The sequence below is a fragment of the Arthrobacter sp. Sr33 genome (assembly GCF_054511195.1).
The window spans coordinates 129,902-151,047 of sequence record NZ_JBTNDD010000010.1; the positions used below are offsets into that span (position 1 = coordinate 129,902).

Below are 21,146 nucleotides of genomic sequence, written 5' to 3' on the forward strand. Positions count from 1 at the left end.
TTCGTAATGTCTATCCATGACAAACATTAATCACAGGTGTCAGTGTTGCGGCGAACTAGTTGACGAAGTCTTCTGCGAGGACTGCACCGAGGAATTCAGTCAAAACGCTGCCTGAGCGCTGAGCCGCCCGATCACCGGGCTGGGCGCCAGCGACCGACTGGGGGACCACACTGGTTCCGCTAACTTTTTCCTTGCACCCGGTTACTACACACGACATCGAATTTCCTAGCCCTCATTCGCCCGACGGGTCACCAACGGGTTCGCCACATTGAGACTGGGTGTCCGGCGCCACCCAAGCAGAGGCGATAAAAGTCCCGGAACCAGCAGCCGGGCCCGTGAATCCGATCAGCCCCCAGAGGGTCGTGTTGGGCGGTCCCCAAAGGTTGGGCCCACAGGAATACCTTCAACGCCCCAATGCGTTTCACCAGCAGGGCATCCGAATACTAGCGGCTGGCACCCCTGGCCATTAGTTTGCCTTTCCGGCCGGGCGCGGGACACAGCAGCGCAAATACTGCTACCGACACCGGCAATAGCGCAAATATCAGGCTAGGCACAGAATAGTTCCCTGTCAGATCGCGCCCGAGTGAGAAAAGTATCGGACCCAGAGCTGTCGACCCGACGTTGATGGCGGTAATGATGCCTCGGATACCGCCGATATTCTCTGTGCCGAAGTAGTGCGACAAGGCGATTGGCTCGATAGCTCGGATCGAGCCGGATGCCGCACCAAGTATCAAGCCATAAATAAGTGCGGTAGGTAGTCCGTTGACAACCTGCAGGAAACCTAGCGCTGCAGCAAGAAGCGCCATCGAAGCAGCCAGTGCAAACCGTGGGTCAACGCGATGAGAAAGCGCCCCCGCCACCAAAGTCGCGAGGATGCCAGTGATGGTTTGGGGGATGAAGTTCGCAGCGGCTTCGGTGCTGGTTAGGCCCTGAGTGGTGAGGATAGAGATTTGGTGAAAAGCGAGACCGGTGGTGAGCACTCCGGTTGCAGCCAGCGCTGCAGCTATGGCCCAGAAAATGGGGGCCCGAACTGCCTGGCTGCTGGACCAGTCGGCGCCCGGAATTGTCTCAGGATGGGGCTGGGACTCCCCGGAAGCGAGCCTTGGGGGCGCCGTTTTCCGGTGTCTGGGAAGCAGGAGGACCATCGGCAGGATAATCACGAGCACGGCAACTGCCTGATAGCGCCATGCCATTTCCACCCCACCGGCGCTGATCAGCCGATTCACGAGAACTGGGGTCAAGGAGATACCGGCTGAACCGACTGCTGCGGTTATTCCGAGCGCGAGACCACGTCGGGTGGTTAGAGCCTTCACCACCGCAGTTGTGGCGGCCAGGGTTAGCGCCCCCTGCCCGGCCATGCGAAGGAATACGAACCCGACAGTCAGACCGGCAATGTTGGTAGCGAAACTCAGAGCCAGCAGCGTACCCGCGAATACCAGCGCCGCCACGGTAATCACTTTTCGTGCACCCCACCGGTCCAGCCCCCTCCCAATGAATGGGAGGGCTGCTGCACCGGCGAGCGTACCGATGAGGTAGCTAAACGAAAGGTCCGTCCTGGAGATTTCGAGCTGCTCGATCAACGGATCGGTGAATGGTGAGAGCCCCGCAGTCTGACCCGGCGCCGTAGCGGCGGTAATCAGTGCGGCGGCAAGTACCGTGCCGGACCATGATCCGGTGCCCCTTGGCTTTTTCACTGTTTCCTCATCTATTGCCAGCTACTCTCGGCCCTCCGCAGGACACCTTTGCTCCGTTAGTGGCTTCCTGCAAGTCGCCCTGCGAGGCGATCCCGGATGGCGGCGCTGGCAGTGTTAAGGCCCTGTATTTCGACCTCTTTGCCGTAATGGCGGTACTTTTCAATAATCGCGTCCAGTGCAGCGATCGTAGACGCGTCCCAAAGGTGCGACTGGTACATGTCAATGACGATCTTCTCTGGATCCTCGGCGTATTCAAACTGCATGTACAGATCGTTGGAAGAAGCGAAGAACAATTCCCCGCTGACAACATATTTGGCGAAGGTGACGCCGAAGTGTTCCTCGATCGTCCGCTCAACGCTGACAAAATGGGCAACCCTGCGTGCGAAAGCAACCATCGCTACGAGCACACCGATGATCACACCGATGGCCAGGTTGTGGGTGAAGACCGTGAAGACGACGGTCGCCACCATGACCGTGGTCTCGCTCTTTGGCATGTGACGGAGCGTGTCGATCTTGACGCTGTGCCAGTCGAACGTTGCAACGGAGACAAAGATCATTACCGCCACCAGGGCGGCCATCGGGATGAGCGCAACGATGTCGCCAAGCGAAACGGCGAGGATCAGAACGAATATTCCCGCAAGGAATGTCGAGATTCGGGTGCGTGCGCCCGAGGCTTTGATGTTGATCATCGTCTGCCCGACCATGGCGCAGCCACCCATGCCACCGAAGAAGCCGGTGATGATGTTTGCCGTGCCCTGGCCCCAGGACTCACGAACCTTATTGGACCGGGTATCAGTGATGTCATCAACTAACTTGGCGGTCATCAGAGATTCCATCAGACCAACTACAGCCATACCAAGAGCAAAGGGAGCGATGATCTGGAAGGTCTCGAAAGTCAGTGGAACATTCGGGAAAAAGAGGGAAGGCAGGCTCTCCGGCAGATCGCCCTTATCGCCGACAGTTGGCACGTTGAGAGCGAAGACGACGGCGACAACGGTAAGAATCACGATCGCGACAAGCGGGGCGGGAACGGCTCTGGTGAGCCGGGGAAGAAGGTAGATCACCAGTAGGCCCACGACCACCATCGGGTAAACCAGCCAAGGTACCCCAAGGAGCTCGGGAAGCTGAGAAGTGAAGATCAGGATACCCAGTGCATTGACGAACCCCACCATGACCGAGCGCGGAATAAACCGCATCAGCTTCGCGACGCCGACAAGTCCCAGAACCACCTGGAAAATACCTGCCAAAATTACTGCTGCAATAAAGTAGTCCAGCCCGTGACTCGCCACCAGCGGTGCAATCACTAGGGCGGTAGCAGCGGTAGCGGCGGAAATCATCGCTGGTCGTCCACCAAGGAAAGCGATGGAGACGGCCATGGTGAAGGAGGCGAAGAGGCCTATGCGGGGGTCCACTCCGGCGATGAGCGAGAACGCGATGGCCTCGGGGATCAGGGCGAGAGCGACTACCAAACCGGCGAGGACTTCGGTCCGCAGACGCCGGGGTGAGCGCAGGGTGCGCCAGACGGACTGGGTTTGTTCGGGTGTTAACTTCGTATCCAGATTGGTGGCATAGGCATTGGTCGCCATGCGGGCTCCATTTCGTGCTCGGGCGGACACAATCGTGCCTCCGGTTTGATAGGGAAAACGGGCGCTGCACTGCGCCAAAGAAGAAGGTGGGAGGTGCGGATTCGCCAGCTCCACTACTGACCTTACCCTAACGTAATGGTAGAGTTAAATCCATTACTTTACCTACGAAGGACGGTGCATGATGCAGATTGGCGAACTCGCCGAACGCGCGCAGCTGTCCCTGCGGACAATCCGGCACTACGACGAGATCGGCTTACTCCACCCATCAGCCCGAACTGACGGTGGTTTCCGAATCTATTCAGAAGACGACTTCAAGCGGCTGGTGCTAATAAGACAGGCACGCGCGTTGGGGTTTAGTCTCGACGAAGTCGCCGATCTGCTCGACGCCATCAGTCGGAGCAAGGGTACTGAAGGGCCAGCAGAAAAAACGCTGATCAGGTTCCTTGAAGAGGTGCGGGTTCGGCGCGAAGCCATGGCGGTGAATCTTGACCGCGCCGACGACTTCATCGCAACAATGACCGATCAAGCCAGGGACTCACGTTGACACTTCCCCCCATACCAGCTCTACCCCGCTTAGACCCGACGGATTTCGCACACTTCGACGTTGGCTGCTGGAGTAGTTACGCTCATGGTTCCCCTTCGCGCTGAACGAAAAGATTCTCCGCAGCTCATTCATGGGCGAAATATCCACGCAGATAGCAATGAAAGAGGTTGGTTTTGGGCTCCGCCGCGGAACCACGGAAGAGCCAACAGGCGTTCCGTCCTGAAGTAGAGGGACTACGGGCGGTCGCTGTCCTTATGGTGGTCGTCTACCACATCTGGCTAGATCGAGTCTCGGGCGGCGTCGACGTCTTCCTCCTGATCTCCGCGTTCCTGCTGACACTGTCCTTTACCGGGCGCGTCGAGACCCAGCGACCACTCGACCTCTTGGGGCGCTGGGTACGGATGCTTGGAAGGCTTGTGCCGGCAGCGGTGATCGTACTGTTGGCCACCATCGCGGCCGCCCTGCTCGTCTTTCCTCAGGCCAGGTGGGGAGAAATCATCGACCATGGCTGGGCCTCCCTCCTGTACTTTCAGAACTGGTCAATGGCGCTCGGAGCTGTTGAGTACCAGGCAGCGAGCGCGGCTGTCAGCCCGATGCAGCACTTCTGGTCGTTATCGATTCAGGGGCAAGTGTTTATCCTGTGGCCATTGCTGCTCGCCGGCTGCGCAGCCGCCGCCAGAGCGCTACGGTCGCCTTTCCGGGTGGTAGCGGGCACAGTCTTCACCACGATATTCATCATGTCGCTGTCGTTTTCGGTGAGCGAGACGATCCAGAACCAGGCCTTCGCCTACTTCGATACGCGGGCACGTCTCTGGGAATTCGCACTCGGGTCCCTCCTAGCCCTCGCCCTACCCTGGTTGCGGCCACACAAGATTCCGCGCGTGTTGATGGGGTGGATTGGTCTTCTGGCAATAGCCCTCTGCGGCATCCTCATTCCCGTCGGAGACGCTTTTCCGGGCTACATAGCCCTGGTTCCGACCGTCGGTGCTCTATTTGTGATTACCGCCGGTCAGACAGGCAGCAGGTGGGGTATCGATCGGCTTCTCTCAGCGCCTCCGATTCTTCGCCTTGGAGGCATGTCCTACGCGCTCTATCTGTGGCACTGGCCCATCCTGATTACCTATCTGGTGGTCTCTGGGGCCGAGCGAGCTTCATTCAGCGTTGGCGCGGTGATTATTGGCGCATCGATCCTACTGGCGGCGGTAACGACCCGTCTGGTTGAACGACCCATACGGTCGTGGCGCTGGGTGCACCGACGTCGTCGTCGTAATGCAACATTGACCGTGGCGCTTGCGTTGGTCGTCGCAGTGCCACTGACCGGTTGGGAAACCCAGATTTCGTCCAACGAACACCAGTTGGAGTCCCAGCCGGACGCACTGAACCCAGGGGCGGCGGCTTTAGCCCCGGACTACCCAGCCGGCGGGGTTCCCGACGCCGACCCCATCCCTGCGGCTACAGACCTTGGGAACGAGTGGGGTAATGCTGGACCAGGCTGCACCCCGCCCTATCTGACCTCAGACCCGCTCCTCGAACGCTGCCACCAGATTGAGCCCGACGCGGAACCGGACAAGACCATCATCGTCATCGGCGACTCGCACGCACTCCAGCTGATGTCAGCCATTGGGCCCATCGCCCTTGAAAACAACTGGCGAGTGGTTGCTTTGCTGAAGGATGCCTGTCGCTACGGGGGCGAATCGGCTGAGCGCGACGACGAATGCAACGCATTCAACGCCGCTGCGCGAGAGTATGCGCAAGACCAGAATCCTGATGCCATCCTGACCTTGGGCACCATCACTTACACAGACGAGCCGCGCGAATCTCTGGTGCCGGACTACCAGGCTGGAATCCAGCCGTTCCTCGATGAGGGCGTAGAGGTGATCTCCATCCGAGACAATCCCCGGTTCCCATTCAATATGTTTGAGTGCGCGGAGCTGCAGGGCGTCGACGCTCCGCAATGCAATCCTGACCGGGCCGAGGTGCTACTGCCCGAGAACCCGGCGGACGCCATCGCCGAGACCGAACCGCTGTTCCACTCGGTGGACCTGACTGACCGGATCTGCACGGACAACACCTGCCCAGCGATGATCGGTAACGTCTTTGTGTACCGCGACTTCGACCACCTGAACCGAAGCTATGTAGAAACGTTGATTCCGGCCCTGGAACGACGGATCCTAGCCGAGACTGGTTGGAGTGGAGGCTAGCGCTGACCTAATGGTCAGTAGGTCTCGAGGGTCGCGATGAATTCATCTGCTCGCCGGAGATTCTCGGCCATCTTCTCTCGCTGGGCGGCTGCCGACGTCAAGTAGCCAGCCAGCCGTTCCCGCAGGCTACTCGTGTCGTCGTCATTGCTGGCAGCGGTCAGACCATCCACGATCGAGAGCAAGTCTCCCATTTCCTCAAGGGTGAATCCCAAGGGTTTCATTCGGCGCACTACCAAGAGGCGCTCAATATCACCGTCTGTGTAGACACGGAACCCACCCTCGGTGCGCGAGGATGCCGGGAGTAGTCCCACTTCGTCATAGTGCCTGATCGTGCGGAGCGAGAGACCGGTCCGCTCAGCTACTTCACCGATATGCATGGCGCGAGGCCGTGCCGGTTCCGAAGATTCACCCATTGTTCGATTCCCTGTGCCCCACCGGCGTTAACCTCTCGTGACGTTAAGTTAGAATTTAGATCGACCGATCTGCGTTGCGCGGATCGATGTGTACATTGCCGTTCAGCCTACCGGCCCAGACCGGACACCCCCGAACCGTGGGGATTCACCTAGCCTGCTCCGTTTACAAAGGACTATCCCTATGACCACGCCGACTTTGGCACCCACTCCTGTCGAACGCCAGTCGGTGATGCGCACACTCCGGCATCCGCGCCTCCTCAAAACCGAGGTGTTGGCGGGTTTGGTGGTTGCTCTCGCTCTCATTCCTGAAGCGATTGCATTCTCGATCATCGCAGGTGTGGACCCGAGGCTTGGTCTCTTTGCATCCTTTACGATGGCTGTTTCAATTGCGTTCCTCGGCGGACGCCCCGCGATGATTTCTGCGGCAACCGGTGCCATTGCGCTGGTCATTGCCCCTCTGGTTTCCAGCCACGGAGTTGACTACTTCATTGCGGCCGTCATCCTCGCTGGGATCTTTCAGGTAGTACTTGGCCTGATCGGCGTCGCGAGGCTGATGCGTTTCATCCCGCGCTCGGTGATGGTGGGCTTCGTAAACGCACTGGCCATCCTGATCTTCATGTCCCAGGTCCCGGAACTCATTGACGTCCCGTGGCTGGTCTATCCCATGGTCGCAGTCGGGCTGCTGATCGTCTTCGGCTTGCCGCGGCTCACTATGGTGGTGCCAGCCCCATTGGTCGCCATCGTGGTGCTCACCGTGTTCGCCGTTATTGCCAACATCGCCGTCCCCGACGTCGGGGACAAGGGCGAGTTGCCCGACAGCCTACCCACCCTGTTTTTCCCCAATGTTCCGCTGACCCTCGAGACGCTGCAGATCATTGCGCCGTTCGCCTTCGCCATGGCTTTGGTCGGATTGCTCGAATCACTCATGACAGCCAAGCTCGTCGATGACATCACCGATACGCGCTCCAACAAAACCCGCGAGAGCTGGGGGCAGGGCGCGGCGAACATCATTACCGGATTCTTCGGCGGGATGGGTGGCTGCGCGATGATCGGTCAGACCATGATCAATGTGAAAGCCTCCGGCGCGAGGACCCGGATCTCCACGTTCATGGCCGGTATCTTCCTGTTGATCCTGGTTGTAACTCTCGGCGAGATTGTGGCACTCATCCCCATGGCAGCCCTGGTCGCCGTGATGATTTTCGTCGCCATAGCCACCTTCGATTGGCACAGCATCAAGCCGACCACCCTGAGGCGGATGCCCAAGAGCGAGACGTTGGTAATGGTAAGCACCGTCGTCGTCGTTGTCTGGACTCACAACCTGGCCATCGGTGTGGGCGTCGGGGTATTGGTGGCGATGATCGCCTTCGCACGCCGCGTCGCGCACTTCGTCACCGTCGACCGGACGGTCATCGAACTCAACGGCGAGGAGACAGCTACCTACACCGTGGACGGTGAGCTGTTCTTCGCGTCCTCCAACGACCTCTACACGCAGTTCGAGTATGCGACCGACCCGGACCACGTGGTCATCGACATGCACGCCTCACACCTATGGGACGCGTCAACGATTGCCGCCCTGGATGCGATCACCGAGAAATACCACAACCATGGGAAAGACGTCCGGGTCATCGGCCTGAACGACGCCTCCGTGCTGATGCGCGAACGGCTCGCCGGCAAGCTCGGCGCGGGGCACTAGTTACACCGCCCATTAATCATTTCGAACCGAGCTGACATACAGGGTTCCGGCCGGTTTGCAGTCTCGCCGATGGACTTGCCGGGAATTCTCCCAGTTTCCTGCGGAGGCCGCCTCGGGCCGTTGACTAGGTAGAATCCGCTCAATGTTGCAACGGTCCTCACTCTTCTCCTTGCTGCTCGGGCCTGTCGCTGGCGGTTCTAGTGCTTCCCGGGGTATCGGTTGACCTGCCATAAACCTCTACGGCGAAGCGCTGTTCAGATATGCGTTGTTGTATGGCGGGCTGGGCTGCGGAGGGACACACTTAAGATGGCCGTAATGGTGCGGCCCTGCCGAAAGGGAATCCGATGAAACGCTCCGTCCTCATCGCCGCGGCAACCGCGGCGTTCGCCCTAATTCCGTCGACGGCGTCCTTCGCCGAGCCTGCGTCGGCGACGGGATGTCCGGCCAGCAACCAGGTCTTGGTCGTAGCGGACCTCCTCAAGAAGGGCTACCGACTCCCCGGGGTGATTGACTCCGAGGGCAATGCAAACGGCCTTGTCTGCGGCAAGCCACTCAACCCCGTGGTTCAGGAGATGCAATGCCCAGCGGCCGAGTGCCCTGTGCCCATCATCTATTCCTTCCGTGACGACAACCTGAACCGATAGCAGGCTGAAAAAAGCCAATAGTGCACAGCCGGCGAGCTTCGTTCTATCTGCTATGGCAGATGCGGCTTTGGGGCATACCTGGGGCGCGTGGAGCCTCCTGCCGGATTTCAGAACCACCAGTGGCCCTGTTTTCAAATGCACTAATGGCCCCATTTTGGGTTGGCGTTAACAACAGCCCTCTCGTTACTGTTTGGTGGCCTCGATAGGCGATGCGTCGACGTCGCCGTCAGCCTGTCGGGGTGCGCCGTGCGATACGAGAACCGGGCAGGCGGCCCGTTCAGCGACTGCGGAACTGACGGAGCCCAACAATAGGCCGGCGAATCCCCCATGACCCCGCGAGCCGACGACAACCATGGAGGCGTTTGCACTCTCCTTGATGAGGACCTGGCATGGGTTGCCACGGACGATCCGTCGTTCGATCACGGAGGGAGCTCCGGCGGGGAACGCTTCCTCGAGCGCCTGGTCCAGTCCCTTTTCCGTCGCTTCCTCGTAGTTCCAGTCCTGAGGGTGTATACACTCCCTGTGACGGATGATGCCAGGCAGCAACTACCCGAACCCCCGTTCGGGACGCGTAGAGACATTTCGAATCCGACCTAGCGCGGTTCCGGGATTCTGCATCGGGTAAGGACGTCGCGGGTATCGGGTAGGTGCTCTTGGCAACTACGGGGCAAATTCTATATAGTCTTGGTCACACCCGCTGGGGGCCCATTAGATCGGAGCATCATGAATTCCGTTGTCCTTGCGCTGACTGGCGTAGCCATGATGATTCTTGGGTATTTCTTGTACTCACGGTTCCTTGGCCGTCGTATCTACAAGTTGCAGGAGTCTTTCGTCACTCCCGCTCATGAACTGAGTGACGGGGTCGATTACGTTCCCACGAACAAATTCGTCCTCTGGGGCCACCACTTCACCTCGGTTGCTGGGGCGGCGCCCATCGTGGGCCCCGCCATTGCCGTCATCTGGGGTTGGCTGCCAGCCTTCCTATGGGTGACTATCGGCACAGTCTTCTTCGCCGGCGCCCATGACTTAGGTGCACTGTGGGCTTCCGCCCGGCACAAGGGCAAGTCCATCGGTTCGCTCTCCGGAGAATACATTGGTCCGCGCGGGCGCAATCTGTTCCTCGTGATCATCTTCCTTGTGCTGCTCATGGTCAATGCCGCATTCGCCGTGGTGATCTCCGGCCTGCTTACCAGTACTCCTACCGCTGTCATACCCACCTGGGGTGCTATCGTCGTCGCCCTCCTCATCGGTCAGGCCATCTACCGCTACAAGTGGAACCTCGCGGTGGTCTCCGTTGTGGGCGTCGTCGCCCTCTACGCCCTGATCCTGATCGGGGACCAGGTACCAGTGGTCCTGCCGGAGACAATCCTCGGGCTCTCGGCCACCTCCTTCTGGATCGTGGTTCTGTTCCTCTACGCCGGCGTCGCCTCGGTCCTGCCTGTATGGATGCTCCTGCAGCCTCGCGACTACATCAACGGCCTCCAGCTGTTCATCGCGCTCGGCATCCTCTACGGTGCGATCCTGATCTCGGCCCCGACCCTGGTGGCCCCTGCGTTCAATGAGGCCGTGCCGGAGGGCACACCGAGCCTCATCCCGTTGCTCTTCGTCACCATTGCATGCGGAGCGATCTCCGGATTCCACGGCATCGTCTCCTCGGGCACGTCCTCCAAACAGCTAAATAAGGAAACGGATGCCCGCTTCGTGGGCTACTTCGGGGCCGTTGGAGAGGGCCTGCTGGCACTGGGTGCCATCATCGCCACGACGGCGGGCTTCCGCACCGTCGCGGAATGGGAGCAGGTCTACAGTGCGTTCGGCCAGGGTGGGGTGGGCGCGTTCGTCGAGGGCGGCGGCGCCATCGTCAACAGCGGCCTGGGTATTCCTGCAGGACTGAGCGCCACCATCCTCGCGACCATGGCTGTCCTCTTCGCCGCGACGACCATGGACACCGGCATCCGTCTGCAACGTTTTGTGGTGCAGGAAGCCGCGAGCATTATGGGCGTCAATATCAACAAGTTGTTGGCAACGGTCATTGTGCTGGCCATTGCTATGGGCCTGACCTTCGGCGCTGGCGCAGACGGTGCGGGCGGCATGCTGATCTGGCCGCTGTTCGGCACCACCAACCAGTTGCTGGCAGGTTTGACGCTATCGATGATCGCCGTGATCCTCCTGCGCAAGGGCCGTCCCGTGACCCCTGTGCTCGTGCCGCTCCTGTTTTTGTTGACGATGTCCGTCTACGCGCTCATCGTTCAGATGGGACAGTTCTACGCCGCCGAAAACTGGCTGTTGCTCGTGCTTGACGTGATCATACTGGTTGCCGCGGTGTGGGTTATTTTCGAGTCAGCGATCGCTATGTCGCAGGCAAAGAAGAACCCGCCGGAGTTGGAAGACGATGAGCGCGAGCGCGCTAGCACCCGGACGCGCTCCTGACCGTGAAACCGCACATGCTCCTGCACCGGCTGCACACCGTGCAGGAGCATGTGCGGGCCGGGTTGCACGAGTTCTACGTGGCGCCCTACCGGCGAACATTCGCTCGCGCGCAGCGGGATGAGGAGGATCTTTTCATGATGCTGGTCCTCTCGGAGGCTTTGGGCGTGCCCAACCCGGCAAGTTACTACACGGTGGAGTTGCTGCCAGTGGTGTATGACCGGTTTCACGACTGGCACCGCCGGATGGGCATGGAGCGTTCGCCACTCGACCACATCTCATGCTGCTAGACCTGGCCGCTGCCCGTCGGGTGCTCTTTGTGGGCGGGAAGGGCGGCGTCGGCAAGACCGCAGTCGCCTCCGCTGTCGCGCTCGCTCAGGCCCGTGCGGGCCGGCGGGTGCTCGTCGTCTCCACGGACCCAGCCCACAACCTGGGGCACCTGTGGGGATGCGCCGTCGGGGACCGAATCACTTCGCTCGCGCGGGGGATAGACGTCGGCCCGGGGGCATCTGGCGCCCTCGATGGGATTGAAGTAGACCCAATCGCCACCACCGAGGCACACCTCGCAGCTGTGGGGACCTCCATCCGCAGGCTCATGCCCGAGCATCTCGCCGGTGAGGTCGACAAGCACATGCAACTCGCCCGGGACTCCCCGGGAGCGCACGAGTCAGCGGTCCTGGAACGCATCGCAGAGCTGGTTGACCTTGGACTGCGCGAGTATGACCTCGTGGTCTTTGACACCGCACCGTCAGGACATACTGCGCGCCTGATGGCGCTGCCCGAAATCATGTCTGCCTGGACCGAAGGGTTGCTGCGGCGTCGTGGGCGGTCAGAGCGGTTCGGGGCCGCGTTGCGCGGTTTGGAGGATCGTGATTCAGCTGAGTCCGTCGTGGGAACCGGGCGGTCACCAGAGCCGGCGGAGGAGCGCGATGTGCAAATTCGTCGGATTCTCCTGCGTCGGCGTGAGCGGTTCGAGTCGCTGCGCACGGTCCTGATGGATGAGCAGCGCTGCGCCTTTGTCATTGTCCTTGCCGCCGAGAGGCTTCCCGTGCTTGAGACCGTGGAGTTGCACCAGCAATTGGTCCGCGCAGGCGTCCATGTGGGCGCGCTGGTGGTCAACAAACGATCCCCCTCCGACGCCGGCGATTTCCTTGCGGATCGACGTGCACTGGAGGACGACCATCTGGTGACGCTGCGCGAGTCCCTGCCTGATATCCCGCTGCTGCAAGTGCCCCTACTGCCTGGAGACATCGTGGGAGAACAGGCGCTCGAACGGTTCGGTTCCGCGCTGGCCCGCGCGTCAGATCAGGACATCCACGAGAAATAAGGATGCTGGGCAGAGGAGTTCGGCTCCGCGCCGGTCGAGCTCCATCGTCCCTGCAATGTCATTGATCTCGGCTCGGGGACGGGCAGCCTATCCTATTAGGCTGTCTGAACATGGACACCATGTATCCCGCATTGATGTTCCCGGCAAGATGGACGCTAAAACGTCCGATAAACGTCGGTTCAACGATTTGCTGGTCATAGAAAACCCCTCCTGTCAGGCGTATTGCCTAGTCAGAAGGGGTTCGTGGAGCCTCCTGCCGGATTCGAACCGGCGACCCCCTGTTTACAAGACAGGTGCTCTGGCCAACTGAGCTAAGGAGGCGAACTGGCTATACCAGCGAGCGCCGTCGTCGTGATGAAACCGATCGAATGCGCAAAGACAAGATTAGCCCAGCCAGCGCGTCAGCGAAAACTAGCCCTTGGCGTCGATCTTTTCCTGGGTGAACACAGCGAAGTTGTCGATTGCCTCGGGCACCGCTTCACCGTCGACATAGATGGTAGGAGTTCCCGCGATACCATCCAGTTCGGCGGCCTCGGTCGTGAAGTTGACCCATGGCCTGAAAGCCCCCTCCGACAGACAGGTGGCGATGTCAGCGGCACCCACCGACGACGCCAGAGCTGTCAGCCCGTCGTCGTCCAGTTCACCGTTCTCATAGTTGGCGAACACCCCGGTCGAAAAATCGAAATACGCTTCAGGGGATTCTTCGGCCACGCACGCCAGCGCATTGGCGCCCCGTGAGGAATAGTCAGTCGATGAGTTGCGGTCCAGATACGCCACGTTGCGGTGCTCCATGCTGATCTCGCCAGCGTCAAGCCATGCCTTGATCTGATCGGCATGGGTACTCTCGAACTCGGCGCAGAACACACAGTTGACATCGACATACGAAACCACCTGCACGGGCTCACCGTCAGCTGACTCGGCGATACCAGGGGGCAACTCGCCTGCTGGACGCGGCTCCGACGGCAGCGTGGCCAGATCAACGGTCCCCGTTTCGAAGGATTCGACCTCCGTGCTTGAGGTCAACACGATCCCGCCAAACTCGTTGCCCCCGGCGGGGGCAGCACCAGCATCGGGAACCTGGCCGCGGATCGTGTTGGTCACGATCAACGCCACAGCCACCAGAATGGCTACCACAGCCGCCACCACACCCCAGCGAATAAGCAGTCCCCTGCGCTTCTCCTGACGCTCCTGCGCCTCGCGGAGCAGCCTCGCCTGCTCACGGGCCTGCGACGATCGCTGCGATTTAGTCGGTCTATGGCTCGAGCTGGGGGTCATCAGTCCTCGTCATGGTTGGGTACGCGTAGTCTCAAGTTTAGCGATCCATCCCCGCCGACGACTACGGACCGGGCGACGCCGCCTAAACGGTAAAGTGCTAAGTAGGCCTACTATGTTCAGGAGTCAGCGTGCCTTCAGCTCAACCCTCGCCAGATAAGACCACCGCCTACGGCGAATTCGAGTTCATCGTGGTGTCCAACCGGTTGCCTGTCGACCGTGTCTCCACCAACGACAGCAGCACCTGGCGCCGCTCCCCCGGCGGGCTTGTTACCGCCCTGGCACCCGTGATGTCCAAGGCCGACGGCGCCTGGGTGGGCTGGCACGGAGCACCCGACGAGACCCTTGACGCCTTCGACCACGACAACATGCGTCTGGTCCCTGTCCCGCTCACCGCGGACGAGGTGGAGTTCTACTACGAAGGTTTCTCCAACGCGACCCTGTGGCCGCTGTACCACGATGTCATTGCCCCGCCCGAGTTCCACCGGCATTGGTACGACTCCTACCGCCGGGTCAACGAACGCTTCGCCCAGGCCACAGCGGCTGTTGCCGCCGAAGGGGCCACCGTCTGGGTCCAGGACTACCAGCTGCAGCTGGTCCCCAAGCTGCTTCGCGCCGCGCGCCCGGACCTGAAGATCGGCTTCTTCAACCACATTCCGTTCCCACCCCTGGAGATCTTCGCCCAGCTGCCATGGCGACGCCAGGTGATTGAAGGATTGCTCGGCGCCGATCTGATCGGTTTTCAGCGTCCCAGCGATGCGAGCAACTTCCTGCGCTGCGTTCGCCGCTTCGTCGGCCACACGGTCAGGCAGCAGCAGGTTCAGGTGGAAATCGAAAAGGGCGGCCCCACCTACACCTCCCGGGCCGAGGCATTCCCCATCTCCATCGACGTCGACCAGATCATCACCCTGGCAAACCGCGAAGACATTATCGAACGGTCCAAGGAAATCCGCCGTGAACTTGGCAACCCGAAGCACATCCTGCTGGGTGTCGACCGCTTGGATTACACCAAGGGCATCGGCCACCGGCTCAAGGCCTATGAAGAGCTCCTGGCTGATGGCCACGTCAAGGTGGAGGACGCTGCACTCATTCAGGTAGCCAGCCCCAGCCGGGAACGAGTCGAGCAGTACCGGTTGCTGCGCGAGGAGATCGAGGGCGCCGTCGGCCGGATCAACGGCACCTACGACACGATCAAGAACACCGCCATCCGGTACCTGCACCACAGCTACCCGGTCGAAGAAATGGTCGCTCTGTATCTGGCCGCGGACGTCATGCTAATCACCGCGCTCCGGGACGGCATGAATCTGGTTGCCAAGGAGTACGTGGCCGCCCGGACCGGTAACAGTGGCGCCCTGGTCCTCAGTGAGTTCGCTGGCGCGGCGGATACCCTGCGTCAGGCGGTCCTGATCAACCCGCATGACATTGATGGCCTCAAGGCCGCAATCGTCACCGCGGTCAACATGAGCCCCGCCGAATCGACTCGTCGCATGCGCATCATGCGCCGTCAGGTGCTCCAGAACGACGTCGAACGCTGGTCCAAAGCCTTCCTCGCAGCGTTGCAGGAAGGGAACCACGAGAATTCCCAGGAGACACCCCATGCCTGAACAGCTCAGCGCCGAACTATTGACCGCGCTGGAAACCATCGCTGGAGCCGATCACCTGCTGATCGCCCTCGATTTCGACGGGACGATGTCGCCGCTGGTTCCCCACGCAGCAGACGCCAGGCCGCTGCCGGGGTCTGCCACGGCGCTCTCGGCTTTGGGTCAACTGCCTGAGACGACGACGGCCCTCGTGTCCGGTCGCGCCCTGGACAGCCTCCGTGCTGTCGCGACGCCGGACCCGGAGACTCTCCTCATCGGGAGCCACGGAGCCGAAACCTGGACCGGCCCCGACGGCGCACCCCTCACCCTCACCAAGCAGCAGTCTGACCTCCTGCGTCGCGCCACCGACGCCGTCCAGCGGGTGGTGGACGCACATGCAGGAACCGTGCTCGAAACCAAGCCGGCCGGCGTCGTACTCCACACCCGCACCGCCGACGACGACGTCGCCGCCGCCGCAACCCATGCCGCCCGCACGGCCCTGGATCAGCTCGAAGGTGCTCACATCACCGACGGCAAGCGGGTGCTGGAAACTTCGGTGATCAGCGCCGACAAGGGGCAGGGGGTCAGATCACTGAGAATGTACACCGGCGCGACGGCTGTGTTTTTCGCGGGCGACGACGTCACCGACGAGCACGCCTTCGCTGCATTGGAGGCACAGGACCTCGGCATCAAAATCGGCGACGGACCAACTCAGGCGCACCACCGTATCGGATCACCTCAGGAGCTGGTCGCCGTCCTTGAGCACCTCCTGGTGCTCCGCGGCGCCGGTGCGCAAATCTGATTTATCTGCCATACTCAGATTGTGTGACGCATGCCACCTGCCAGCTCATAGCAGCGCGGCCAGTGGTTGCTGCACGGATAACTGAATATTCTCCATTCACAACGGATCGTCGGGCACGTACCTGCCCGTGAAAAGGAAAAACAAAATGGCAACGGTAACGTTTGACCAGGCAACACGCCTGTACCCCGGCACAGATAAGCCCGCGGTTGACAAGCTCGACATTCAGATCGCCGACGGCGAATTCCTCGTCCTCGTAGGCCCCTCCGGTTGCGGCAAGTCCACATCCCTGCGGATGCTCGCCGGACTCGAAGACGTCAACTCGGGCCGCATTCTCATTGGTGACCGCGACGTCACCGATGTCCCCCCGAAAGACCGCGACATCGCAATGGTCTTCCAGAACTACGCGCTGTACCCTCACATGTCGGTCGCTGACAACATGGGCTTCGCGCTGAAAATTGCCGGCGTCTCCAAGGAGGAGCGTGCTGAGCGGGTTCGCGACGCCGCCAAGCTGCTCGACCTCGAGCCGTACCTCGACCGCAAACCCAAGGCGCTCTCCGGTGGTCAGCGTCAGCGTGTCGCCATGGGCCGCGCCATTGTGCGTAACCCACAGGTGTTCCTGATGGATGAGCCCCTCTCGAACCTCGACGCCAAGCTCCGGGTGCAGACCCGCACCCAGATCGCTTCGCTGACCCGCCGGCTGGGAGTTACCACCGTTTATGTGACCCACGACCAGGTCGAGGCAATGACCATGGGCGATCGCGTCGCGGTCCTCAAGGACGGCGTTCTCCAGCAGGTCGACACCCCCCGTAACCTGTACGAACGGCCAGTCAACGTCTTCGTCGCAGGCTTCATCGGCTCGCCCGCGATGAACCTTCTTGAACTGCCCGTCACCGACGGTGGCGTCAAGTTCGGCGGAATCACCTACCCGGTTGCCCATGAGGTGCTCGACGCAGCGCACGGCGGGACGGTCACGCTGGGCGTCAGGCCGGAAGACCTGCAGGTTGCCGAGGACAATCAGGGCCTCCAGGTCGAGGTCGACGTCGTCGAGGAGCTCGGCGCAGACGCTTATGTGTACGGCCACACCACTCTCAATGGGGAGGAACAGGTCATTGTGGCGCGAGTCGACGGCCGGCGCCCACCAATGAAGGGTGACACCATTTACGTCACCCCAGAAAAGGGCCACGTGCACCTCTTCGACATGAAGGACGGACTGCGCCTGGCGGACCACGTCTAGCCTGGCTCCGCTGTCCGAGCGGAACTGACCCGAGTACGGTGGTCTGTGGATTGACTTTCAATTCAGGGGCCACCGTACTTCGTTAACACGTACACAGTTACAACAAAGGGCAACACATGAACGATGCGCCAAACGCCGAGTGGCACGACGAGCCGACCGACTGGGACCAGCCGGGCAAACTGCCGCGTACCAAGGATGCCCCGGACCCCGGCACCCTTGGTTCCCTGAACATCACGGCCGCTGCCACCGATCCCGAACTGTTGGACTTGCCGTGGCACATTGCCCTTGAGGACTGGCCAGCCCAATATCTGGCAGCCCTGCCACGCGGTATTTCCCGACACATTGTGCGCTTCGCTCACTTGGGCGGATCGGTGATTGCAATCAAGGAAACCAGCGAGCACATCGCCCGGCACGAGTACCACATGCTGCGGAAACTGCGACGGCTGGATGTGCCGAGCGTTGAGCCGGTCGCCGTCATCACCGGGCGGAAGGCCCGGGACGGGACCGATCTGGATACCGTGCTGGTGACCCGGCATCTGAAGTTCTCGATGCCCTACCGAGCGTTGTTCTCCCAGACGCTTCGGCGGGACACGCTGACCCGGCTCATCGATGCGCAGGCGCTGCTCCTCGTCCGATTGCACCTGATCGGCTTCTACTGGGGCGATGTGTCCCTCTCCAATACCCTGTTCCGCCGTGATGCCGGCGCCTTCGCTGCCTACCTCGTCGACGCAGAAACCGGTGAACTCTACCCCGGGCTGTCATCCGGTCAGCGCGAATACGACCTCGAGATCGCTCGCGTAAACATTGCCGGGGAACTCATGGATCTCTCCGAGGGCGGGTTGATCGAAGAAAAGATCGATCCTCTCGCCACGAGTGAGCTCATCATGGACAGCTACCGCCGGCTCTGGGCCGAACTCACCGATCAGGAGTCTTTCGACCTTAACGACCGGTGGCGGGTTAACGCGCGGATCCGCCGGCTCAACGAGCTGGGCTTCGACGTCGAGGAATACGCCATCCAGACCGCAGCCAACAGCTCCCAGATCAAGCTGCAGCCCAAGGTGGTCGACGCAGGTCACCACAGCCGGCGGCTGCTGCGGCTCACGGGGCTGGACGCCCAGGAAAACCAGGCACGGCGGCTCCTCAACGACATGGATGCCTACCGGGCAGACAACAATCCAGACGTCGACGAGGAACTCAGCGCACATCTCTGGGTCACTCAGGTCTTCGAACCGATTGTCAGGGCTGTCCCTCGGGAGCTGGGCCGCAAGCTGGAGCCGGCCGAGGTGGTCCACGAGGTACTGGAGCACCGCTGGTACATGTCGGAGAAGCAGGACCGCAATGTGCCGATGGCCGAAGCAGTCCAGTCCTATCTCGACTCGATCCTGGTCCACCGCCGCGATGAGGCCGCCATCATGTTGACGGCTGATACGAAGACCATGGACATCCTCGGCGGCGGTGCCCGGGACTCGCCCTAGCCGGCGATTACGGGCACTGAATGGTCTCGCCCTGGAAGGTCTGGGGGCCGGAGCCAGCCTGCTCGCAGAACTCAGCGACCTCAGAAATCAGTGGAATGAATGCGACGATCCCGATGATGACGACGACGGTCGCGATAACCGCCAGCGCCCCGATGATGATGCCTGCCAACGCGAAGCCATTGCCCATCCGTGCTTTGCGGGACTTCACCATAGCCACGATGCTGACGACCAGACCGACAACATTCAAGAGCGGAATCAACGACAAAATGAAGCCAACGATGCCAAGGGTTTTTCCTGGATTTTCGGCCGTCTGCCCATAGCCCGGTCCGGACCCATAAGGGCCCTGCCCGTAGCCAACGGGCTGTCCGTAGGGGGACTGCTGCCCGTAGGGTGGCTGCTGGCTTGCGTCTTGTTGACCATACGGAGGCTGTTGCTGCCCGTAAGGGGTAGGCTGGCTACTCGGTGCTGGCTGCTGCCATTGCTGGCCCGCGGGGTACTTCTTCGAGTCGTCGCCCTGGCCGCCCTGCTGGTCAGGCTGGTTTCCCGGGTAATTTTCCGACACGTTGAATCCCCATTCATGGTTATGACGCCGCCCGCTGGCAGCGAATACTGGACTCATTCTATCCACCATCGCTAGGCTCTCGCGGTAATTGCCTTTCCGGGATTGAGGATGCCACGAGGATCGAACACGTCCTTGATCTGCCGCTGCACCTCAAGCACTTGTTCGCCCTGCTCCCAGGGTAGCCACCTTAGTTTGTACTGGCCCACCCCGTGTTCGCCAGTGATGGTGCCGCCGACTGCGAGGGCCAGACGCACAGACTCATCGAGTGCAAGCTCAAGCCGGGCCACCCCCTGTTCACCCTCAGCAGTGGATACCCAAAACGTAGGGTGCAGGTTGCCGTCACCGGCATGGGCAACAACCTTCAGCAACACCGAGTGATCGGACGCCACCCTCTCGAGCTGGGCGATGTAGTGCACCAGTTGAGACCGCGGAACTGCAACGTCCTCACCAACCCGGAATTCGTCGTCGACCTCATCGCCCCGACTGTGCCGGCGCAGATCGATGAGCCGGGCCGCCTCGCTGACGTCCTGCGCGTCAACCGTGCCCCCGAGCGATGTCAGAACGCGTCGGACCACGGCAGCCTCCGCATCGGCACCGAACCCATCAGTCTGGATCAGCAGCAGGGCTCCCCCTCTCCCCCGCAAATTGGAGCCATGCGCCCCGTCCAGCGCGGTCAGGGTCATCCCGTCCAGCAGCTCCATGATTGCCGGTTGAACCCGCGCCTGTCCCACTGCGAGGACACCCGCGGCAGCAGCCTGCACGTCGGGAAAGAACGCTGCCAGGGTCTGCACGCTATGGGGAAGGTATCTCAGCCGGACCGTGATGCCGACGACGATCCCCAGTGTCCCTTCCGATCCAACGAACAACGAGGTCAGGTCGTACCCGGCCACCCCTTTGAAGGTTTGTACACCGGTCCGGATCAGATTACCGTCAGCGAGAACGACGTCGAGGGCCAGGATCGAATCCCGGGTCACCCCGTACTTCGCGCACCGGAGCCCGCCGGCATTGGTGGCTACGTTGCCACCAATGGTGGAGATTCGGTAACTGGCTGGGTCGGGTGCGTACATCAGCCCATGCGCCGCTGCGGCGGCGTTGAGGTCAGCGTTGATCACGCCCGGTTCGACCACCGCAATCTCATCCAGGGGCCTGATGCCCACGATCCGGTTCATCCGTTCAAGGTTCAGGACTATGCACCCGGAGGTGGCGTGCGCCCCACCGGACACACCGGTGCCAGCTCCTCTGACAACGACGGCGACGCGGTGGGTGTGTGCCCAGCGAACGACCTGCTGCACTTGATCAACGGTCTCCGCCCAGACAACGGCGTCGGGCAGACGGAGTTCCAGGACCGGTCCCTGGTCCCGGGCATACGGCTCGACGTCGGCAGGCTCGGTCAGAATTGCCCCGGAGGGCAGGAGCGCGGCCAGTTCGGCCATCGTCGCGCGGGTCATGGGGTGCCTCCCATGAAGCGCTGAAACTTTGTGAGGGCTAGGGGCCAGAAGTTTTGGTAGAGCTCCCGCTCGGTCTTGGACCTGGCCTCGGTGTTCCAGCCGTCATGTACCAAGGAGAGCGTGGTCCCGTTGCCAGTGGTTGGGCCCCCGTTAGCAGTCCAGTGGCTATGCGATAGCTAGTTGGTTTCCTGCGGTCCAGTTTTCCCAGTAAGCCGACGGTGTCATTCCATCGAGGGATCCATGGGGC

General features: G+C 61.3%; 19 protein-coding genes and 1 tRNA gene. 11 read left to right on the forward strand and 9 right to left on the reverse strand.

Annotation, left to right across the window (positions count from 1 at the left end; all coding sequences use genetic code 11):
- Positions 1 to 55 precede the first annotated feature (55 nt).
- From ACX80T_RS13795 to ACX80T_RS13805, 3 genes are all read right to left on the reverse strand, one after another.
- Positions 56 to 217, reverse strand: a complete 162-nt coding sequence (locus ACX80T_RS13795; RefSeq protein ID WP_156809082.1) for a hypothetical protein — start codon at positions 215 to 217, stop codon at positions 56 to 58.
- Positions 218 to 443: 226 nt separating this feature from the next.
- A complete protein-coding gene (locus ACX80T_RS13800; protein ID WP_459304682.1) occupies positions 444 to 1,694 on the reverse strand; it encodes an MFS transporter in 1,251 nt (416 codons plus the stop codon).
- A gap of 56 nt (positions 1,695 to 1,750) precedes the next feature.
- A complete protein-coding gene (locus tag ACX80T_RS13805) occupies positions 1,751 to 3,280 on the reverse strand; it encodes a SulP family inorganic anion transporter (RefSeq protein ID WP_019483346.1) in 1,530 nt (509 codons plus the stop codon).
- Positions 3,281 to 3,458: 178 nt separating this feature from the next.
- Here ACX80T_RS13805 and ACX80T_RS13810 point away from each other — a divergent pair, with 178 nt between their 5' ends.
- Both ACX80T_RS13810 and ACX80T_RS13815 read left to right on the forward strand, forming a co-directional pair.
- Positions 3,459 to 3,824 carry a MerR family transcriptional regulator gene (locus ACX80T_RS13810; RefSeq protein ID WP_024477065.1) on the forward strand — a complete coding sequence of 122 codons (366 nt, stop codon included), beginning with the start codon at positions 3,459 to 3,461 and terminating at the stop codon, positions 3,822 to 3,824.
- A 173-nt stretch (positions 3,825 to 3,997) separates the two neighbouring features.
- Complete coding sequence (locus ACX80T_RS13815; protein ID WP_459304683.1) at positions 3,998 to 6,025, forward strand: acyltransferase family protein; 2,028 nt, start codon at positions 3,998 to 4,000, stop codon at positions 6,023 to 6,025.
- A 14-nt stretch (positions 6,026 to 6,039) separates the two neighbouring features.
- Here the strand turns inward: ACX80T_RS13815 and ACX80T_RS13820 are convergent, their stop codons facing one another.
- A complete protein-coding gene (locus tag ACX80T_RS13820) occupies positions 6,040 to 6,438 on the reverse strand; it encodes a MerR family transcriptional regulator (RefSeq protein ID WP_019483343.1) in 399 nt (132 codons plus the stop codon).
- Positions 6,439 to 6,619: 181 nt separating this feature from the next.
- Between ACX80T_RS13820 and ACX80T_RS13825 the strand changes: the two genes are divergently transcribed.
- Together ACX80T_RS13825 and ACX80T_RS13830 are read left to right on the forward strand one after the other, a co-directional pair.
- A complete protein-coding gene (locus ACX80T_RS13825) occupies positions 6,620 to 8,131 on the forward strand; it encodes a SulP family inorganic anion transporter (protein ID WP_019483342.1) in 1,512 nt (503 codons plus the stop codon).
- 344 nt (positions 8,132 to 8,475) lie between these two features.
- Positions 8,476 to 8,775 carry a hypothetical protein gene (locus ACX80T_RS13830; RefSeq protein WP_019483341.1) on the forward strand — a complete coding sequence of 100 codons (300 nt, stop codon included), beginning with the start codon at positions 8,476 to 8,478 and terminating at the stop codon, positions 8,773 to 8,775.
- A 183-nt stretch (positions 8,776 to 8,958) separates the two neighbouring features.
- Here ACX80T_RS13830 and ACX80T_RS13835 read toward each other — a convergent pair whose 3' ends face one another.
- Positions 8,959 to 9,321, reverse strand: a complete 363-nt coding sequence (locus tag ACX80T_RS13835; protein WP_051317698.1) for a universal stress protein — start codon at positions 9,319 to 9,321, stop codon at positions 8,959 to 8,961.
- A 177-nt stretch (positions 9,322 to 9,498) separates the two neighbouring features.
- Here ACX80T_RS13835 and ACX80T_RS13840 point away from each other — a divergent pair, with 177 nt between their 5' ends.
- From ACX80T_RS13840 to ACX80T_RS13850, 3 genes are read left to right on the forward strand one after another with little or no spacing between them, the layout of a single operon-like run.
- A complete protein-coding gene (locus ACX80T_RS13840) occupies positions 9,499 to 11,202 on the forward strand; it encodes a carbon starvation CstA family protein (protein ID WP_024477062.1) in 1,704 nt (567 codons plus the stop codon).
- 14 nt (positions 11,203 to 11,216) lie between these two features.
- A complete protein-coding gene (locus ACX80T_RS13845) occupies positions 11,217 to 11,489 on the forward strand; it encodes a cory-CC-star protein (protein WP_019483339.1) in 273 nt (90 codons plus the stop codon).
- A complete protein-coding gene (locus tag ACX80T_RS13850; RefSeq protein ID WP_019483338.1) occupies positions 11,480 to 12,526 on the forward strand; it encodes an ArsA family ATPase in 1,047 nt (348 codons plus the stop codon). The genes ACX80T_RS13845 and ACX80T_RS13850 overlap by 10 nt, the downstream gene beginning before the upstream one ends.
- Before the next feature lie 244 nt (positions 12,527 to 12,770).
- Here ACX80T_RS13850 and ACX80T_RS13855 read toward each other — a convergent pair.
- A tRNA-Thr gene (locus tag ACX80T_RS13855) sits at positions 12,771 to 12,847 on the reverse strand.
- 90 nt (positions 12,848 to 12,937) lie between these two features.
- Positions 12,938 to 13,801: a DsbA family protein gene (locus tag ACX80T_RS13860; RefSeq protein WP_024477060.1), complete on the reverse strand. Its 864-nt coding sequence runs from the start codon at positions 13,799 to 13,801 to the stop codon at positions 12,938 to 12,940.
- Between the two features lie 128 nt (positions 13,802 to 13,929).
- On the opposite strand from ACX80T_RS13860, the gene ACX80T_RS13865 reads away from it, so the two are divergent.
- The 4 genes from ACX80T_RS13865 (at position 13,930) to ACX80T_RS13880 (ending at position 18,889) form a co-directional block, all read left to right on the forward strand.
- On the forward strand, positions 13,930 to 15,402 hold the full coding sequence (locus tag ACX80T_RS13865; protein WP_019483336.1) for an alpha,alpha-trehalose-phosphate synthase (UDP-forming): 1,473 nt from the start codon (positions 13,930 to 13,932) through the stop codon (positions 15,400 to 15,402).
- On the forward strand, positions 15,395 to 16,180 hold the full coding sequence (gene otsB / locus ACX80T_RS13870; protein ID WP_459304685.1) for a trehalose-phosphatase: 786 nt from the start codon (positions 15,395 to 15,397) through the stop codon (positions 16,178 to 16,180). The genes ACX80T_RS13865 and otsB overlap by 8 nt, the downstream gene beginning before the upstream one ends.
- A 145-nt stretch (positions 16,181 to 16,325) precedes the next feature.
- The gene (locus ACX80T_RS13875; protein WP_019483334.1) at positions 16,326 to 17,414 is read left to right on the forward strand and encodes an ABC transporter ATP-binding protein; all 1,089 of its coding nucleotides are present in this window, start codon (positions 16,326 to 16,328) and stop codon (positions 17,412 to 17,414) included.
- 116 nt (positions 17,415 to 17,530) lie between these two features.
- On the forward strand, positions 17,531 to 18,889 hold the full coding sequence (locus tag ACX80T_RS13880) for a DUF4032 domain-containing protein (RefSeq protein WP_019483333.1): 1,359 nt from the start codon (positions 17,531 to 17,533) through the stop codon (positions 18,887 to 18,889).
- A 7-nt stretch (positions 18,890 to 18,896) separates the two neighbouring features.
- On the opposite strand, the gene ACX80T_RS13885 is transcribed toward ACX80T_RS13880, so the two are convergent.
- On the reverse strand, positions 18,897 to 19,508 hold the full coding sequence (locus ACX80T_RS13885; RefSeq protein ID WP_133185553.1) for a DUF4190 domain-containing protein: 612 nt from the start codon (positions 19,506 to 19,508) through the stop codon (positions 18,897 to 18,899).
- Positions 19,509 to 19,522: 14 nt separating this feature from the next.
- The gene (locus ACX80T_RS13890; RefSeq protein WP_459304686.1) at positions 19,523 to 20,899 is read right to left on the reverse strand and encodes an FAD-binding oxidoreductase; all 1,377 of its coding nucleotides are present in this window, start codon (positions 20,897 to 20,899) and stop codon (positions 19,523 to 19,525) included.
- Between the last annotated feature and the right edge of the window lie 247 nt (positions 20,900 to 21,146).

Excerpts from the sequence above, each read along its gene's own strand:
- ACX80T_RS13840 (WP_024477062.1), top strand. The coding sequence starts at position 9,499 with ATGAATTCCGTTGTCCTTGCGCTGACTGGCGTAGCCATGATGATTCTT.
- ACX80T_RS13825 (WP_019483342.1), top strand. The coding sequence starts at position 6,620 with ATGACCACGCCGACTTTGGCACCCACTCCTGTCGAACGCCAGTCGGTG.
- ACX80T_RS13810 (WP_024477065.1), top strand. The coding sequence starts at position 3,459 with ATGATGCAGATTGGCGAACTCGCCGAACGCGCGCAGCTGTCCCTGCGG.
- ACX80T_RS13845 (WP_019483339.1), top strand. The coding sequence starts at position 11,217 with ATGCTCCTGCACCGGCTGCACACCGTGCAGGAGCATGTGCGGGCCGGG.
- ACX80T_RS13880 (WP_019483333.1), top strand. The coding sequence starts at position 17,531 with ATGAACGATGCGCCAAACGCCGAGTGGCACGACGAGCCGACCGACTGG.
- ACX80T_RS13875 (WP_019483334.1), top strand. The coding sequence starts at position 16,326 with ATGGCAACGGTAACGTTTGACCAGGCAACACGCCTGTACCCCGGCACA.
- otsB (WP_459304685.1), top strand. The coding sequence starts at position 15,395 with ATGCCTGAACAGCTCAGCGCCGAACTATTGACCGCGCTGGAAACCATC.
- ACX80T_RS13890 (WP_459304686.1), bottom strand. The coding sequence starts at position 20,899 with ATGACCCGCGCGACGATGGCCGAACTGGCCGCGCTCCTGCCCTCCGGG.
- ACX80T_RS13795 (WP_156809082.1), bottom strand. The coding sequence starts at position 217 with ATGTCGTGTGTAGTAACCGGGTGCAAGGAAAAAGTTAGCGGAACCAGT.
- ACX80T_RS13820 (WP_019483343.1), bottom strand. The coding sequence starts at position 6,438 with ATGGGTGAATCTTCGGAACCGGCACGGCCTCGCGCCATGCATATCGGT.
- ACX80T_RS13805 (WP_019483346.1), bottom strand. The coding sequence starts at position 3,280 with ATGGCGACCAATGCCTATGCCACCAATCTGGATACGAAGTTAACACCC.
- ACX80T_RS13850 (WP_019483338.1), top strand. The coding sequence starts at position 11,480 with ATGCTGCTAGACCTGGCCGCTGCCCGTCGGGTGCTCTTTGTGGGCGGG.
- ACX80T_RS13830 (WP_019483341.1), top strand. The coding sequence starts at position 8,476 with ATGAAACGCTCCGTCCTCATCGCCGCGGCAACCGCGGCGTTCGCCCTA.
- ACX80T_RS13860 (WP_024477060.1), bottom strand. The coding sequence starts at position 13,801 with ATGACCCCCAGCTCGAGCCATAGACCGACTAAATCGCAGCGATCGTCG.
- ACX80T_RS13885 (WP_133185553.1), bottom strand. The coding sequence starts at position 19,508 with ATGAGTCCAGTATTCGCTGCCAGCGGGCGGCGTCATAACCATGAATGG.